The 17,076-nt window shown below is 46.5% G+C and carries 12 protein-coding genes; 3 read left to right on the top strand and 9 right to left on the bottom strand.

What is annotated here, in order from left to right; translation table 11 throughout:
• Nucleotides 1-24 precede the first annotated feature (24 nt).
• Complete coding sequence (locus KDM90_RS08725; protein ID WP_212675218.1) at nt 25-753, bottom strand: hypothetical protein; 729 nt, start codon at nt 751-753, stop codon at nt 25-27.
• A gap of 474 nt (nt 754-1,227) precedes the next feature.
• Here KDM90_RS08725 and KDM90_RS08720 point away from each other — a divergent pair, with 474 nt between their 5' ends.
• A complete protein-coding gene (locus tag KDM90_RS08720) occupies nt 1,228-1,593 on the top strand; it encodes an energy transducer TonB family protein (protein ID WP_212675217.1) in 366 nt (121 codons plus the stop codon).
• A gap of 141 nt (nt 1,594-1,734) precedes the next feature.
• Here KDM90_RS08720 and KDM90_RS08715 read toward each other — a convergent pair whose 3' ends face one another.
• The 4 genes from KDM90_RS08715 to KDM90_RS08700 all read right to left on the bottom strand — a co-directional run bounded on the left by KDM90_RS08715 (nt 1,735) and on the right by KDM90_RS08700 (nt 10,587).
• Nucleotides 1,735-4,665 carry a bifunctional diguanylate cyclase/phosphodiesterase gene (locus KDM90_RS08715; protein ID WP_212675216.1) on the bottom strand — a complete coding sequence of 977 codons (2,931 nt, stop codon included), beginning with the start codon at nt 4,663-4,665 and terminating at the stop codon, nt 1,735-1,737.
• A 225-nt stretch (nt 4,666-4,890) separates the two neighbouring features.
• A complete protein-coding gene (locus KDM90_RS08710) occupies nt 4,891-6,309 on the bottom strand; it encodes an amidohydrolase family protein (RefSeq protein ID WP_212675215.1) in 1,419 nt (472 codons plus the stop codon).
• Nucleotides 6,310-6,371: 62 nt separating this feature from the next.
• Nucleotides 6,372-9,524 (bottom strand): amidohydrolase family protein, encoded by a 3,153-nt coding sequence (locus KDM90_RS08705; protein ID WP_212675214.1) that lies wholly within the window; start codon nt 9,522-9,524, stop codon nt 6,372-6,374.
• 283 nt (nt 9,525-9,807) lie between these two features.
• A complete protein-coding gene (locus KDM90_RS08700; protein ID WP_212675213.1) occupies nt 9,808-10,587 on the bottom strand; it encodes an AraC family transcriptional regulator in 780 nt (259 codons plus the stop codon).
• Between the two features lie 249 nt (nt 10,588-10,836).
• On the opposite strand from KDM90_RS08700, the gene KDM90_RS18145 reads away from it, so the two are divergent.
• Both KDM90_RS18145 and KDM90_RS08695 read left to right on the top strand, forming a co-directional pair.
• The gene (locus KDM90_RS18145; protein WP_268977738.1) at nt 10,837-10,962 is read left to right on the top strand and encodes a hypothetical protein; all 126 of its coding nucleotides are present in this window, start codon (nt 10,837-10,839) and stop codon (nt 10,960-10,962) included.
• A gap of 370 nt (nt 10,963-11,332) precedes the next feature.
• Nucleotides 11,333-11,995, top strand: coding sequence for a GntR family transcriptional regulator (locus KDM90_RS08695; RefSeq protein WP_212675212.1), 663 nt, complete (start codon nt 11,333-11,335; stop codon nt 11,993-11,995).
• A gap of 240 nt (nt 11,996-12,235) precedes the next feature.
• Here the strand turns inward: KDM90_RS08695 and KDM90_RS08690 are convergent, their stop codons facing one another.
• From KDM90_RS08690 to KDM90_RS08675, 4 genes are all read right to left on the bottom strand, one after another.
• Nucleotides 12,236-13,873: a M28 family peptidase gene (locus tag KDM90_RS08690; RefSeq protein ID WP_212675211.1), complete on the bottom strand. Its 1,638-nt coding sequence runs from the start codon at nt 13,871-13,873 to the stop codon at nt 12,236-12,238.
• Nucleotides 13,874-14,002: 129 nt separating this feature from the next.
• Nucleotides 14,003-14,533 carry a BRO-N domain-containing protein gene (locus KDM90_RS08685; protein WP_212675210.1) on the bottom strand — a complete coding sequence of 177 codons (531 nt, stop codon included), beginning with the start codon at nt 14,531-14,533 and terminating at the stop codon, nt 14,003-14,005.
• A gap of 30 nt (nt 14,534-14,563) precedes the next feature.
• Nucleotides 14,564-15,499, bottom strand: a complete 936-nt coding sequence (gene ylqF, locus KDM90_RS08680) for a ribosome biogenesis GTPase YlqF (protein ID WP_212675209.1) — start codon at nt 15,497-15,499, stop codon at nt 14,564-14,566.
• Nucleotides 15,500-15,724: 225 nt separating this feature from the next.
• Nucleotides 15,725-17,071, bottom strand: coding sequence for a tetratricopeptide repeat protein (locus KDM90_RS08675; protein ID WP_212675208.1), 1,347 nt, complete (start codon nt 17,069-17,071; stop codon nt 15,725-15,727).
• Nucleotides 17,072-17,076 lie beyond the last annotated feature (5 nt).

Raw genomic sequence — 17,076 nt, 5'->3', positions numbered from 1 at the left:
ATCAACAACTGCGACAATCAACTACTACGGGCTCGCGTCAGCAACACGAATCCCCAAGGACTGTGGTGTGACTTTGGGCAACGCTTCACATTCACTAATTAAGCGATGTGGACGACCATCACAGACAAACACTTGATGCATACCTTGCGGTGTTCGTTGCGGTTCACGAAAGATATAGATCTCACCGTCACCTGTTCCTTTTTGGTCATCGAAAATTCGGTTCAATAGCTTTAAGGGAAACTTACCGAGACTCTTGCTCGCTATTTTCTGATTAATCTGTTCAGTTTTACCATAGTTCACTTCACGGGTTCGAAAATGACGAACCGCATGAATCATCAAATAAGTCGGCGCATTATCTGTAGTCGGCAATAAACTCCGACTAGATCCCAACAAAAATGCGGCGGCACAGGCAGAAGCACAACGCCCTATCGCTTCAGTGCGCAACTGATGTTGCTGTATCAAAGCTTCTATTTTGTCGAGAATAATCGTCGCTGCCGCGCCTGCACCGGGCGAATCCTCAAATTGCAATGTATTAAAAACGCCTTTGTTTTTTTTCAACGCGTCTTGAATCAATTCTACGCTGGCCAAACTCAATTCCCCCTCAAGATGTAAGCGACTTTCATCATTCACAACACGGTAGGAACGGATACCAATAAGAGCGAGCGTCAACAAAAGGATTAAGCTCTCTGCCACCCAAAATCGCCAGTCCAAGCGGCGATCGACTGCGACACCCTCGTCTATTTTTGCATTCATTACTTCCAAACCCACGTTCTCCATACTTCACTTTATTCTTCATTGAACAATCACCTACAGCCTAACATGGGGACAAACAAAATCCGTGGCTTGCACCACAGACCTGGCAATTTTGCGTCAAGACCGCGATCCCTGTTCCGAAAAAAACACAGATTTCTAAGAATTTGTCGAAATATTTTGCTGCGCACCAAATTAACACAAACCAATCTATCACGATGCAAATGCTCCAATCAGGCTCAATTTGATCTGAGCTTTGCACGGAAATCGTGAAGAATTTGCGCCAAAAAAATGCACGTTGCACCATGCGAGCACACTCTAAAAACAGCTTTGCACTTTATACGATTTCGAAATAATACCCATACAAAATAACAATTTTGAAGACGACATTTCAACACGTATATTGACTCCATCGACAACGCATTGGAATCACAAGTTCTGCGGAGTCGCCCGATCCTCAACCTTATTGGAGCTGCTATGAAAACTATTCACGCTATTTCTCGTTTTGTTATCGCCATTGCTTTGTCTGCTGGCGCTATGCATTCCCACGCAAATGAGACAAAAAATCCATGGTTAAATAACGCATGTAGCATGCCAGAATACGACGGAAGCATGTTACGTGGAGATGAAAAAGGCACGGTCAAATTACGCTTTGCCACCGACGCCAGTGGCAAGGTTATTGATGCAAAAATTGAAGAGTCTAGTGGCTATGTGAAACTGGATCGCGCTTCGATTGCTGCGCTGAAGAACTGCCGCTTCGATGGCGCAAGCAATGCCGCGATCGCCGAATCTGCCGAAGCACAAAATGCAAAGCGCATTACGTTTGCTTGGTCGATTAAATGAATTCGATCCTAATTCACATTCTCGTTTTGCAAATGACGTAAGAAAAAAGTACGATCATCGCTCAGGCATGTTCGTACTTATTTCCTTGTATAAATCAAATGAATCGATAAAGCGAAGCTAGCGACTATCTCTACGATTCGCCTATCCATGCATCCCTTTTTCAGCGAATCGCACCGTCCATTGCTGGATCCAAATTGGAATTTCTTGCGCGGGCATTGGCTTTGCAATACCGTACCCTTGCGCTTTTTCACATCCAATCGACAACAATTTTTCGCCATGCTGCAAAGTCTCCACTCCCTCTGCAATAACACAACGATGAAACGCTGACGCCAATCCAATCACGCCTTTAATAATCGTTAGATCTCCATCATCCTCAAGCATGTCGCGCACAAAACTTTGATCTATCTTGAGGATTTGCGCTGGCAGTTGCTTCAAATAGCGTAACGATGAATAGCCAGTACCAAAGTCATCCAAAGCAAAGCATATTCCAAGCGATTGGCAGCGCTCGATCACCCTCGTCACCTGCTCAATATCACTTAGTGCACTACTCTCTAGAATTTCCAGCTCCAGTCTTTCCAACAAAAACCGTGGGTAAGGCGCGAGTAATTTTTCTAATCGTTGCGTGAAGTCAGCTTGCTGCAATTGCAAAGCACCTACATTAACGCTGACTGCTAAATCTAAGCCTAATGTTTGCCAATGTGCGATTTGCGCCATCGCGGTCGCCATCACCCACTCACCTAATTCGATACTAAAAGCGTGGTTCTCGATCGTTGGTAAAAAACTTGCCGGTGGCAATAGGCCTTTCGCCGGATGTTGCCATCGAATCAGAGCCTCCACCCCAAAAACCTGCCCCGTGCGCATATTCACTTTGGGTTGGTAATACAAAACAAATTCTTGGTGGATCAGCGCCATTTGAATTTGGGTCAAATCATCGCGTTGAACTTTAATTGCGGCATCTTGCGCGACATCGAACAAGTGATAGCAATTTTTCCCAGTTTGCTTTGACAGATACATGGCTTGATCTGCATGGCGCAGCAGCTGCTCTGCGTCAACGCCATCCTGAGGGTAAATCGTCACACCAATGCTTGCACTGACTTGTAATTTCGCATGATGCAATTCAATTGGCTCGGAGGCTGCCAGAAGCAGGCGCGCCAACACAGGCTCACAGTCTTGACTTCTTTCTAAATCCGATAAAATCGCAACAAACTCGTCGCCACCGAGACGTGCTAAGGTATCCCCCTCTCTCAAGGCGGCACGCAAACGGGCGGCTATCTGGATCAATAATTCGTCCCCGACACTATGTCCATAGACATCATTTACGCTCTTAAAACCATCCAAATCGAGAAACGCAACAGCCAAAGAATTGCCACGTCGCTGGCATTGAAGCATCGCTTGTTGCATGCGATCCGCAAGAAGGACTCGATTCGGCAGGTGGGTCAAGGCGTCATAATGGGCGATGTGCTCCAACATACTGTTTGAATGCTCTAACTCTGCATAGGCATTTTTCAGCGCTAATTGAGCCGCCTTTTGTTCCGTAATATCCTGAAAAATGCCCGTCAATCGTATCGCTTTTCCATCGTGCATACTGACGTTGCAAGTCGTTCTAACAATAATGCGACGCCCTTTCAACGTAATTTTTTCCAACTCAAGATCATATGGCTCCCCCAAATTGATCGCACGCTGTAATGCTTCTTCGATCAATTGACGCGACGCTGGCACAAAGAAATCAAGCCCGGCTTCTACGCTCGGATTAAATTCTTGCGGCGTCGTGTCATGAATGCGATAGGTTTCGTCGGTCCATGTTAATTTTCGAGAGCGTAAATCAATTTCCCACCCACCAATTTGCGCAATTGACTGACACTCCGCTAGCAATTGTCGAGAGGTCGCGATTGCAGTCTCCAGCTGCTTTCTCTCCGTGATATCTTGCACTGTTCCCGTCAAGGCAATCGCATTTCCTGCACCATCATAAAAAGTTTCACTTTTCGCTTCGATCCAAATCCAATCGCCATTTTTCCCTGGATAACGAAAATCGAGTTGTTTACTTCCGCCGAGCAAATATTCCTCATACATCTTCGCAAAGGCATCACGGTCTTCAGCAAATACTTTCGCCTGCACTTCTTCAATTCCAGGCGTATTCAAACCTGGCGTGAATCCGAGGATACGATAAAGCTCCGCCGACCAGACTGTATTCTGGGTGATTAGATCGCGCTGCCAACTGCCCATTTTTGCCCGCGCTTGTGCCGCCGCCAAATTACGTTCACTCTCACGTAACGCGACTTCGTTTTGCTTGCTGACATTGATATCGGTACTAGAACCAAACCACTGCTGAATCTGATCATGCTGGTCGCGCAAAGGCAAGGCCAAGCCAATATGCCAGCGGTAAGCGCCATCCACTCTGCGAAGGCGAAATTCCACTTCGTATGCAGCGCCGGTTGCAATACTATGTCGCCAACGCTGAACAACATGTTGGCGATCATCTGGATGCACTAAACTTTCCCACGCCAAACCAGTAATTTGATCTAGTCGAACGCCAAAATATTCCAAGGTGCGTTGATTCGCAAAGGTGAGATTTCCAAGCGCATCAGCGGTCCAAATTTGTTGAGGAATGATTTCAATTAAAGTGCGAAATTGCTGTTCAGATTGCTGCAACGAGAGCGCGATTTCCTTTTGATTGCTGATATCTCTTGCAATGACAAAAATCCCGATGAGATTTTTATCGAGATCTAGAATCGGACAAAACTTAAATTCTGCCCAACCGAGATTGCCTTGCCATCCACGATATTCCAACTCTAGAATTTGCCGCTGTCCCTCAATCAAAGTGGGCAATGCGGCTAAAAACACAGTGCGACTTGTTGACGTTAGTAGATCGACGAATTCCCACTCTTTCAGATCATTCAATTCGTGCGCTGCGTCTATCTCTTGTACAGGATCAGCTTGCAACATTTCCCTCGCTGCGAGGTTCAGTTGCGTAAGCTTTCCGCTGGCTGATAACAATAACAATCCCTCAGGAAAAATATGATGAAGCGATCGATCGTTAATTAATTGCGCAAGATGGAGAAGCGAGTTAGGCATTATTTCTTTTCTTCATAGCTGATTCGATGGAGACAGTATTCGAGGTATTTCTACTGTCATCAAGCCAAATTTTGAGACGCATCTTAGTGGGTGAATTACAAGTTGGAAAGCATACCATTATTCAAGAAAATACCGCAAAAAAAACCTGAAGTGTCTTACGACAGCTTCAGGTCAATTTCATATGCGCGGTCCATCATGGATAGCAGAGCCGCCCAAGGTGCTGACTTATTCCGCTTGCGATTTTTGCAGGTATTTTTGACGATACTTATCCGTTAAACGGGATTGTTTAGTACTAATATCCACTTTGCGTCCCTGAATATACACTTGTTCAACATTCGTCATCGTCTCCAAAGGATCGCCATCAGTGATGAAGAAATTTGCGAATTTACCAGCATCAAGTGATCCCAACTTATCCGCGACCCCAAGAATTTGCGCAGGATAAATTGTGATGGCTTTCAAGGCTTCCTGAGGGTCTAATCCAAATGCCGCAGCAACCGCAGCTTCATAAGGAAGATTGCGTTCATTCGGCGCATCGTCATCCGTCCCTGCACGCGCAATACAAAACGACACACCTGCTTTCGCTAACTTGGCAGCTAGTGAATAGTACACGTCATAATCAGCGCCACGTCGAAGCGGCAATTTATGAATACCAGTAATAATCACGGGGACATTTTGCTGCTTTAAATTGTCAGCAAGCTCTGCCGCATCAGCACCACCAACGATGATGGCTTTGAGTTGGTAACGCTGTGCAAAATTGAGCGCAAACCGAATTTGATTCACATCTTGTGCATGGAAAAATACACGACGTTGCCCACTCAACACCGGCAACATCGCTTCCCAACGCACATCAACTTTAGTCGCCTCTGGTTTACCTGCGAGATTTTGCGCGCGTGCCTCACGGTAAGCCAGTGCGGCATCAAATGCTTCTTCCAGCATCTTAATTCGCTGCACACTTAACTTTCGCATTTCCTCTAAACGACTGTCAAAAGGAGCTGGGTACAGTTCTGGATTAAACCGCATAGCAGGCACAGTGATGTGTAAGCCCAACTCGGCCTGTATCGACATATCCTCCCAAGTCCAACCATCAAGTTGAATCAAGGCAGAAGTGCCCGTGATCAAACCAGCAGGAGAAGCAGGTACAGATAATGCAGCCAACACACCATTAGCACGCGCAGTTGCAATCAATTCGCTATCTGGATTTACAGCGACCAAAGCGCGTGCATTAGGATTGATTGCACCCGCTTCGGCGTAGTCCAAAGTAGCTCGAACCGACTGCACTTCGGCGAGTCCGATCACGGTATTTGCCGCAATCATACCCGGATAGATATGTTTGCCACTCACATCGACTATCCTTGTATTGGGAGGTACCGCCACATCCGTTCCGAGTGCAACGATGCGCCCTCGTTCGACTAGCATCACTGCATTCGGAATGGCTGGCCCCGTGACAGGATGCAAAGTCGCGCCCTTAAATACAATCGCCTGCTTTTGCGCGGCAGCGGGAACATTGTCTGACGCAACCGCCTGTTGATGTACTGATCCTGCGAGCGCGACGCCTAGGCCCAACATGCGCACAATGTGCGGAAAATTTGATATGCAAGCAATATTCATAAATAGACTCTTAAAGGCATCTTGAGCAGGTAGCATGTTTTTGCTTCGGATCAGATGATCAGTCGAATTCAACAAAAAAGATGAAATATGAGATCGCATTATTCTTCTCCTGTGCATTCATGCTCTTCGGCACCAATCCAGTAAGCGGTCCGGTGCTTACTCATCATGTGCATCCAATGCTGTATTTCCAAATAGGCGCGATTTGCATCAAGTAATTCCGATGCTGTTTTTGGCGTACTCACCTTTTCCATCGATTTTTCTGTCGAACTATCTTTTCCACGCGGATTGGGCGCGTTGGTTCGATTACTCAATATGCTTGCCGCTATCCTTTGGCGCTCTTGTTGCGCTTCACTGCGCAAGCGAGCATCAGTGGCAAGATCAAAATAACGCCGCCCCTCGATCCAAGTCTGTTCAGCACGACTGAAATTGGATAATGGGCTGGTGTTCCAAATGACAAAATCAGCGTCTTTACCCACTTCCAACGATCCCGTTCTCGAATCGATGCGCAATTGTTTTGCTGGATTCAAAGTGACAAATTTGAGTGCTTCTGTCTCAGATAAGCCGCCATACTTCACCGCTTTCGCAGCCTCCGTGTTCAGATGCCGTGCTAACTCATCGCTATCTGAATTAAAACTCGTTACGACACCTGCCTGATGCATCAGTGCTCCATTGAACGGGACCGAATCGCTGACTTCCATTTTGTATCCCCACCAATCTGAAAATGTCGAACCTCCAGCCCCCAGAGCAGCAATTTCGTCAGCAACTTTGTAGCCTTCCATGACATGCTGGAAGGTACCGACTAAAAGATTAAATTCTTTCGCAATACGCGTGAACATTAAAATTTCATCTTGGCGGTATGAGTGAATATGGATCATCCGTTGACGTTCAAGTAATTCCACAAGCGTGTCCATTTGTAAGTCGCGACGCGGCTCGATCATCGTGCTCGGAGATTTGCGCCACGCTTCACGCTCGTTCTTATACTCACGCGCAGCTAGGAATGCACTCCGAAGAATTTGTTCGACGCCCATACGCGTTTGCGGATAGCGTCCAGTCGATTCATTGCCCCAATTCGATTGCTTGACGTTTTCGCCAAGCGCAAATTTAATTCCGGGAAAAGCACCGCTTAACTTCAGGCCCTCTGCATCATCTCCCCATCGCATTTTAATGACTTGATTTTGTCCACCTATCGTATTTGCTGAGCCATGTAATATATTTGCCGTCGTTACCCCACCCGCTAATTGACGATAGATATTAATACTACTTGCATCGATCACGTCGCCCACTCGCACCTCAGCGGTAATTGAGCTAGTACCCTCATTGATCCCTTGCATCATGGCTGTATGGGAATGGGCATCAATCAAGCCGGGACTCAGGTGCTTACCACTCGCATCGATCACTTCAGCATTCGCTGGCGCTTTCAAATTTTGTCCAATTGCAGCAATTTTGCCGTCGACAATCAACATATCAGACTGCGGCAATTTACCCGCTTGCGCACTCGTCCAAATGGTTGCATTGCGAATCAAAGTCGCGTTTGATCGAGTTGGAATTTGTCCAGCATAAGGACCCGCTGGATAAAGCTGATTCCAACGCGCGACCGTTTTTTCTGGTTTAACGGGAACATTATCAGGCACAGCGGCTTTTTCTCTGACCGCAGACCACGCTTGCGCTGCTTGTAATCCGATTTGCAAACTTCCTTGCAAACGATCGCCGCGCCCTTCGGCGACAACGACGGTATCGCCATAGCGAGCGAGCAATTGATTGTCTTTCAATGTCAATTCAACACTTACGCCATCGATTGTCAAAGTCGGCTTTGCAGTACTTCCAGTGATATTCCAAGTTTGATTCTTCCCTGCGGTATTGATAGTCCAATTGCCACGAACATCGAATCGTTGGTAATTGTCAGTGACAAATGGTTTGCCGTCGACAAAAGTCAATTCAATATTGGCTTTTTCATCGACAAACATATCGCCACTCGCGATCACCAAATTCGCCAAATTTCCTGGAGTCAAGCTGCCTAAGCGTTTTTGTTCTCCGAGTAGTTTTGCTGGGATCGTTGTGAGTCCCGCCAAAGCATGTTCTGCGCTCAAGCCGCGTCGAATCGATTGGCGTAGGCGTTGCCAAAAATCTTTCTTTGGTTCTTTCAACCCAGCAGCGGTAATGGCGAATTCGATTCCTGCTTGGTCCAAGGCAGCCAAATTTGAGGGCGCCTGTTCCCAGTGCTGTAAGCCTTCAAGTGAAGTGTCTAACATCGTATCGGGATTTTCGACTTCAGGAGTGCTGGGGAAAAGCAGAGGAACAATCACTGGCATTTTGCTCGATTTAAGATGCGCGATGCGACGATACTCGTAACCATTCCCTTGCAAGATCACTCTGAGCTTAAACTCATCACGAATTTTCTGAATACGCTGATAAGCTTGCTCATTATCCGTTGCATAAATGACCGGCTGTTGACCACTTAAAACTGGCTTCAGCGCTGCAAGCGACTGATTAATTTGCGGGCGCTCCGTCTGCAGCTTTGATTCAAATGCGCGCTGATACCATTGCGCGTCATAAAAAGTTTGACGAACTTGCGCAATCACACCCATTAATGAACTTGGATATCCACCACCGCGCCCAAATTCTAGTTCGTTCGCAATATGCTGTGCGGTATGGGGGTTCAAAACTAAGGATTTCGCATTATCACTCCCATTGAGATTCAATAAAGCACTCTCCCCTCGGAAGATGCCCGCCGCAGGGGTCGCAAGTACGGTTGTGAAACCAAGTTCACGAACTGACTTGATTTCGTCATTTCTTATTTCGATTTGGCTTGCGACACTTTGCTCAGGACGTAAACGCGGATTTTCGCTTGCCAACGCTCGGCCATTGATGACTCGAGGTGGCGCAGTACGAGCAGCTGGCCCGGTCGGTGCTGCTTGTAAAGCACTAGGGACGCCAACTTGACTCCCCATATCGATAAACCCTGGATACACCGTACGTCCATCCAATTTCCAAATTTTTGCGCCCACTGGAATCGTCACATTTGCGCCAGCAGCAACAATGACCCCATCGCGCATCACTAGATTTCCATTTTCAACGACCTTGCCAGGCGCGATCACCAAGCGAGCACCCGTCAAGACATGCCAACCTGGATGACTCTCGCGAAGACCTTCGATCCGAGCAGTGCCAACCTGCGCGCTGCTAAACGCTGAGACCAGCCCTAGGGTGCAAAATAAAAGACCCGAAAGGGGTCTGAGTTGCCACGGCAATTGCATACACGCTCCTCTTATTAAATTGTTGTTATGAATAATGACAAAAAAGTCAGAAAAAATGGCCTAGCCGCGTTATGACATGCCGAGCGGCAAATAAATTCCCGACAGACACGGAATAAACGAATTATTTTTCAGGACAAAGAAGCGATGCTACCCTATTGCTGCGTATTGACGCGCCCTCAACGTAAAGGAATAGGAAAATAAGTACGAATGGCGACCGATTGCAGCTACATTGTGAATTCAATGGCGACGTCAATCCTGCGAAAAAAATATGAAATATCAATAATCAATCATCATATTTTTTGCTGCGCAAAAGTAGCTCGCGATAGTCTGATGGAGTCATACCAACGGTCGCCTTAAACATACGTGAAAACGCACTATGGTCTTGATATCCACAAGTTGCGGCGATGTCTGTAATGCTCCGCTGCCGATCTCCGAGCATCGCCGTCGCTGCATCGAGCTTCACTTTGATCATGAATTGGCGGGGTGTCAAAGAGAAGATTTTTTGAAAGTATCGTTCGATTTGTGCAATCGAGAGATTCGTGATTTGCTCCAATTCAATCATCGGAACATTCTCCCCGAAATGGGTATGAATATGGCGCACAGCTGCAGCGATTCGGTGGTAAACGGGATGTCTCTGATCAGGCATCCCAAGATCTCTTGACGTTCCACTAAGTCCAACAATGCGATGTTGCTGGTCGCGCAAAGCAATTTTATTGGTTAAGCACCAGCCTGGATCCCGATCGGGATAAAGATGGAGTTCCAATTGATCTTTCACCTCAAAGCCTTGATGCAGTACCATTTGGTCCTGTTCATGGTAGCTAACAGCCAAGTTCTCGGGAAAAACGTCCTGCGCAGTTTTACCAATTAACTGATCTTTGTTTTTTAAGCCACAGCGATTGACTAAGGTTTGATTCACAACGACGTACCGTCCTGACAGGTCTTTGACAAAAAAGACTAAGTCAGGCATGGCATCAAACAAGGGTTCGGCAAAAAAAACATCGTGTATGCGTTCCGCCATCTGGCGTTTATCGGCTTGCTCTGGCGAACTGAGTTGAGTATGCATGGTGGTCAGCAGCATAAAATGGTATTCAAAGAAACTCTTACTGAAATTAATAAACAGGCAATTGATTATTTAAATTTCAATAAATATTATCCTAAAATGTCGAGGACGCACGCAATTTTTTCCATTTTTTTCAGCGCTTATTGAAATAAAGATCAGTTTGTTTCATTTTGCCGACTGCTGATCGCCCTTACTCGTATTTCCTATTTCAATCAAATTGGAGAAAATTCAATGCAAGGAAACTATTCCAAAATGGAGCGTATTTTTCCAGTTGTCATCACACGTTTCAAAGCAAGCGAAGCGCCTGATCCAATTGCGGAGGAATGGCTGTGTTCTTTTCAAATCGATGCAGGCATTCAAGAACTCTGGAATTCATGACCATGCCTTCGGATTCGTCCGCAAACAGCTCACACGAAGTCAACGTCGATCTAAGCAGAATAGCCAACGCCTTACAACTACCAAGCCCGATCTATTACAATCCCGTGCCTCATCTCCCATTTCGCTAAGACACACAGTCAATTGCTTTCGTCCTGCTCTAGTGAAGAAGTAGAAAACTTTAAGTTCCGCCATTAGTAGCAAATTCACATGCATTTTAGCCTCAACTTTTCTGACAATCGCACAACGTGTTCGCATGGGCTTGCGCTTGTCTCTTTTTTTGTATGAAAAAAGGCGCTAAATTCAAAAGAAAATTGAGGAAAATTGCACAAATAACTTATAATCCAATGATAAATTTCACAACAATCATTGTATGCAATCACTAAAAGTTACTACGCCCGCCAAAATGCGTGCTGCTGACATCGCTTACGATGCGATTGAAAGCATGATCGTGACTTTGCAGCTCAAACCCGGAGCTCCGATAGTCGAATCAGAACTGATAGAAATCACTGGACTTGGACGCACGCCTTTGCGTGAAGCTCTCATGCGTATGTCATCGAATGGCTTAATTGTCCAATTGCCTCGACGTGGCCTTATTGTGAAAGACATCGAGGCAGCAGAGCATGTCACCTTGATCGAGACTCGTCGGGTCATTGAGCGATTAATTGCGAGCAGTGCCGCGCGTCGTGCTAGTCCACAGTTACGCCAAGACATTTTTAGTTGCGGCGAAAAAATGGTGGCTGCTGCCAACAACGGGCAACTCGATGAGTTCATGGCAGCCGATCAAGCACTTGACCACGTGGTTCACGAAGCTAGCCGCAATCCATCTGCGGTAACAGCAGTGATTCCACTGATCATCAAATGCCGCCGTTTCTGGTACGCCTATCAGCATGAAGGCGACATGCACGAGGCAGCACGCTGCCACATGTTACTCGCTCAAGGGATTGCCGATGGCAATGAAGAAGCCGCAGCAAATGGGGCGGATAATTTAATGAATTATCTTGAGTCCTACACTCGCAAGGTCATCAACGGCTAGGTTCCTTGTTCTTCACAAGGTGTCTCTGCAGCCTGATCTTATCGGCTAGGTGAAATAATTGAAGTCGAATCACGGGCTGAAGTCGACACTTCAGACGATGTTTCAGCCAATGATTCAATACTCACCTGGGTGAATCATAAAAAACGCACGACAAATCGTGCGTTTTTTTATCGATAAAGTCCGACGCAACACTGACTATTCGGATTGCAAAACATTCCGAAAGCGCCAAGCGAGTCGTGCCTATTGCAGCTTGGTTCGCGCCAAATTTCCGTAGGGATCGCCCGCTCGCCAAGTTGGTTTTTGCTTTGCATTGGCTAAACGATACCCCAATTCAAGGGTGAACTGTGCTTGTTGCTGCATGCCGCTCAAATCCCATTCAGGATGGTAACGATCACGCGGTGTATGGTAATCGTTCTTAAATTCTTTCATGATCAAGGCTGACTTTTCGGCCTCATGCAAGTAGTCAAAATGGCCATCACCTGAAAAAACCGCCGAACCAACATTGAACGCTGGCACCCCATTCCGCGCAAAATTAAAGTGATCCGCGCGATAATAAGCGCCACCTAGATCCGGCACACTGGGCGCAATGCGCATCTGCATAGCACCTGCCACTTGCTTGGCCACTTCATGCAAACTGCTCCGCTCGCTTCCAGCAATACCAATATCACGGGTTTTCCCGACAAAATTCATACTATCGAGATTCAGATCCGCAATCGTCTGTTCGAGTGGCCAAAGAGGATTCTGCACATACGCCAAACTCCCCAGCAGGTATTGCTCTTCCGCGGCGGGCCACAAGAATATCTGGCTACGCTTAGTCGGATGCTTCACCGCCTCTTGTGCCATTGCTAACAGGGCTGCCGTGCCACTCGCATTGTCGATTGCGCCATTCCAAATTTGCGCTGGCTTTCCCTCTTCTTCTACTTTCCCCAAATGATCCCAGTGTGCTGAATAAATCACGGCTTCTTTCTTCAGAATCGGATCCGTTCCCTGCACAAAACCAGCGACATTGTATTGACGGATCGTGCGGATCTGACTCTGGACTTGTGCTTGGACACGCGCGGGAATTGGTATCGGGCGAAAATCACGCTGCTCTGCTTTCGCCTTTAAGTCGTCTAGATCGAATCCTGCGATCCGAAAAAATTCACGAGCACTCTCTTCCTTCCACCATCCTTCAAGCGCATTTCCTTTGCCTGCGAGGTTGAAACGCTCATGACTAAAACTCGCCTGCGGGACATTCCATCCATACGATGCGGATTCATTTGTATGTAATAGCAAAACACCGGCTGCACCTTGGCGAAGTGCCTCTTCAAATTTGTATGTCCAACGACCATAGTAAGTCATTGCTTTACCAGCAAATCGCGCAGGTTCTGAATTGGTTGGCTGTGGATCATTCGCCATCATCACGATTAATTTGCCACGTAAATCCATTCCTTTGAAATCATCCCACTGCTCTTCCGGAGCTTTCACGCCATAGCCAACAAATACCATATCGGCATCAACTTGATTGGACGTGCGGCCATTATTCGCGCTCAATAAAATATCCGATCCCAAAGTGGGTGAAATCGTATGTTGATTTACGTTAAAGCTAATACGACTATCAGGTAAAGTCAGCGAACCAGATAGGTCTAATGCCTGCCTATACGGAAACGCGGCATCAGACGTCAAAGGCTGTAAACCGATCAAAGCGGCCTGTGTTTCTAAATAGCGCACAGTCAAATCACCGCCACGTTGCCCAGTTCCTCGGCCCTCCAATAAATCATCAGCCAAAAATGCAAGATGGCTGCGTAAAATCGGCTCTTTGATGTTTGGTGCGAGATTTTTTTGCGCATGACTGAACAAGGGAATGAGCACCAACAATGAGACGATACATCGACGCATACAAATAGTCCTTTCAATTGGGTTTGAGACCGACGTCATAACAAAGATTGCAAGAATCGATGCGACACAACGTCGAAACGAATGGCTTCAAATAAATCGCACAAAACGATTGTTCATAAAAAATAGGCGCTAACGAAGATTTTTTATTGCAGACTTAGGCAAACGCTTCACGTTATCCAAAGCACTGGTCAAAAGCCAGCGTTTAAAGCGAATCATTTTGTAATTCGTGTGACCACCTTCAGTGCGCGTCACCAATAATCGCATCAACGCCTCCTCAGTCAATCCACGCATGGAATGCTCTGGGATACTTTGGCAAGCGTTCCCAAGCATTGAAATTTCGTGCGCCTGCAGTTTGGGTTCCAATATCCGTTCGACATCGACTAATGGCATCCAAACGACTTGTTCAATCAAATAAAATCGAATCTGATGACCATCAAAACTATAGTACTTCCCATGCCATTGAAAAACTGCCGAATGATACGCGCGACGCTTGATCCACGAAACTATATTCATCAAATCTCGTGGGTATAAATGCACCAAAAACATACATGGAATTAATAAGCCTATTGGCCCGTATCCGACGCGCATACGCTCAAAAAAATTCCAGCCTAGATAGCACAGGCCAAACGTCACGATCATCTTTGCCAACAACTTCAGCATATTGGCTTGAACTCGTAGCGGTAATAAAAATTAATTCTCGTCATCCCTTGCGTCTTCCATCATGCCGGTATCGACACTCTTTCCCTGCCCCAACAAGACAGGCGGCACATAAGTCGCCAACAAATGTTCTCGGCTCTGTGGCGTTTCCAGACTGACCCGTCCTAATGCGCCACTACGGTAGTCGAGCAACAAAGTATGTGCGGCTTTTTCAAAATCCCAATCACCACCTTTCAAACGATACGCACGCTTCTTAGCCACAGCTTCAATTACCCCCACCGCATCGATAGAGTCGACAGACAAGCTGTAGCGTTGCACCAAGAACTGTGGGTATCGTTGTAGTAGTAGCTCAGCCAAGAAGGTCGCAACCTCTTCTTCAATCAGGGCATTCACACCAACGGCATGACTGGCGGCAAGCATCAAACCGTCGGTTGGATGTTCAATTTTCGGCCACAGCATCCCAGGCGTATCGGTCAAAATCATATTCTTCCCTAGGTACAGGCGTTGCTGCACCTTCGTCACCGCAGGCTCGTCGCCCACATTCGCAACCCGCTTTTTGAGCAAAGCGTTCATCAAAGTTGACTTTCCGACATTGGGAATACCCATGATCATCATGCGTAATGGCTTTGTCGGAACGCCACGATGGGGTGCCATTTCCAGAGCAAATCCCGGTACTTTTGCAACATCGGCTGGCTTCTTACAACTCATCGCAACGGCTTTCACGCCTTTCTGAGCATTATAAAAATCTAACCAAGCTTTGGTTGCGTGTGGATCAGCCAAGTCACTTTTATTCAATATTTTTAAACAGGGTCGTTGCCGAAACTGGCGTAACTGTTCGACCATAGGATTACAACTTGCTTGGGGAATTCTGGCATCGAGAACTTCAATGACCAGATCGGTGTTTTCCATGGTTTCGGCGGCTTTCTTGCGTGCCGCATTCATATGACCTGGGAACCATTGTATAGACATACTTATTCTTCTTTGGTGAATTACAAACCGCTATTTTACGGACTTACACACAGTTCGATGAAAATAGTTGAATTTCAGCGTGCCTTTCTTAACGATTTATTGAATATTTAGATCAAAACCTCGATAAAAAAGGTGAATAAATTGCTATCTCGATGGCATTTAGTCTAAGAACACCACTGGATTCGACAGGTATCTTAGAATCAGTCCTTGCTCTACTCGCTTAGTCTATTTTGCAATTTGAGTTATTCTTTGATCAACAAAAGCATGCAATTCTGCGCTCAAGCCGCCTTGTTGCTTTGCTTGCTTATAGGCCTCAATTGCTTCTTGATTTTGCATCTCTGCTTGTAAAGAAATACCAAGGCCCATCCACCAAATACCATTTTGCGTATGCCTTTTTAATGCTTGCCGATACAACTGAATAGCTTCTTTATGGTGTCCTGTTTTTTGCTGTAAGGCCGCTAAGAACGCAACATATTCAGGTCGTTCATTCGCTATTGATAAACTTTTCTGCAATACGTCAATCGCCTCATTCAACTTGGCGCGATCAACCAAGAGGCGCGCCAACATCATACTAAAATTGATCTGTGCTGGATCCAAGCTCAAAGCCATACGCAATTCACGAATGGCATCTTCTTGTCGCTTACTGTCGATCAACAATGCAATCAACAACTGGCGAGCTGGCGCATGATTCTGGTCCAACTTTAATGCATTTTCCAATGCACTAATCGCCTCATTGACACGCCCCTGTTGCTGATAAACTGTCGCTTGCCGATATTCTCCCTCCGCGCGTTGCTGTACCGATACCTCTTTAATCATCGTAACAGGACCACCATTCGAAACCACACTCAATGAGCTAGCATTTTTCCCTGCGCTTACCCTGCTCTTGAGATCCTCACGGTTATTTGTCTTACTGTCTTGTTTTTGACTCTCTTGTTTGTGACTCTCTTGTGATTCAACTTGGTTGACGGCGTTGAGATGCTCGTCCTTCCTCGGCATTATCTGCTTCCGATTTGCTTGAAGTCTTCCATCCAGCACTTGCCCTGTGCCCTTGCTATTTTCTTCATTTTTGTTTCTAAGTTCCGGCTGTGTTCTCGGTGCTATTTTCGCTAATGCGTCATTCAACGACTCATCCTGACGAAGCAAGGCTTGATTCACTTCTGTGCTCATTTTCAATTGCAAGCTGGCAGAAGTTGGGATGTTCGCTCCCGCACTCATCTGTGGCGCGACCAGTTCCGCTTCTTGCTCGCTTGTTTTTGTACTCCGAGTCAATGCTACATTCGGCGAGCTCTGAGCCTGCAACGCCAGTCCCGACGCGACATGCGGATTCACCGTCACAATAGAATTGGATGTCTTCAGGTGTGGGGAAAATGCTTGCCAAATTTGCTTCCCAGCCAACAAGATGATTACTGCTACAACGAAAAAAAATAAGGTCAGTACCACAAACCACTTTGTAAAGCGACGTGGCTCGCCCATCGCCGATGAGCCTAATTGCAAATAACGCCCTGCCATCGGCTCCGATTCTTCCGCACCGCGCTTTTCGAGATCTTGTAGCATTTGGTTGATCAAGCTCATAGAGT

Origin of the sequence: Affinundibacterium fentianense (assembly GCF_018139545.1) — a bacterium.
Classification (GTDB): Bacteria; Pseudomonadota; Gammaproteobacteria; order Burkholderiales; family Burkholderiaceae_D; genus Undibacterium; species Undibacterium fentianense.
This window is presented reverse-complemented; position numbering and strand designations above follow the sequence as displayed.

What these genes read in the sequence shown, in the direction of transcription:
- KDM90_RS08700 (WP_212675213.1), bottom strand. Translation starts at nt 10,587, where the DNA reads ATGCATACTCAACTCAGTTCGCCAGAGCAAGCCGATAAACGCCAGATG.
- KDM90_RS08725 (WP_212675218.1), bottom strand. Translation starts at nt 753, where the DNA reads ATGAATGCAAAAATAGACGAGGGTGTCGCAGTCGATCGCCGCTTGGAC.
- KDM90_RS08685 (WP_212675210.1), bottom strand. Translation starts at nt 14,533, where the DNA reads ATGCTGAAGTTGTTGGCAAAGATGATCGTGACGTTTGGCCTGTGCTAT.
- KDM90_RS18145 (WP_268977738.1), top strand. Translation starts at nt 10,837, where the DNA reads ATGGAGCGTATTTTTCCAGTTGTCATCACACGTTTCAAAGCAAGCGAA.
- KDM90_RS08675 (WP_212675208.1), bottom strand. Translation starts at nt 17,071, where the DNA reads ATGAGCTTGATCAACCAAATGCTACAAGATCTCGAAAAGCGCGGTGCG.
- KDM90_RS08710 (WP_212675215.1), bottom strand. Translation starts at nt 6,309, where the DNA reads ATGCTACCTGCTCAAGATGCCTTTAAGAGTCTATTTATGAATATTGCT.
- KDM90_RS08695 (WP_212675212.1), top strand. Translation starts at nt 11,333, where the DNA reads ATGCAATCACTAAAAGTTACTACGCCCGCCAAAATGCGTGCTGCTGAC.
- KDM90_RS08705 (WP_212675214.1), bottom strand. Translation starts at nt 9,524, where the DNA reads ATGCAATTGCCGTGGCAACTCAGACCCCTTTCGGGTCTTTTATTTTGC.
- KDM90_RS08690 (WP_212675211.1), bottom strand. Translation starts at nt 13,873, where the DNA reads ATGCGTCGATGTATCGTCTCATTGTTGGTGCTCATTCCCTTGTTCAGT.
- ylqF (WP_212675209.1), bottom strand. Translation starts at nt 15,499, where the DNA reads ATGTCTATACAATGGTTCCCAGGTCATATGAATGCGGCACGCAAGAAA.
- KDM90_RS08720 (WP_212675217.1), top strand. Translation starts at nt 1,228, where the DNA reads ATGAAAACTATTCACGCTATTTCTCGTTTTGTTATCGCCATTGCTTTG.
- KDM90_RS08715 (WP_212675216.1), bottom strand. Translation starts at nt 4,665, where the DNA reads ATGCCTAACTCGCTTCTCCATCTTGCGCAATTAATTAACGATCGATCG.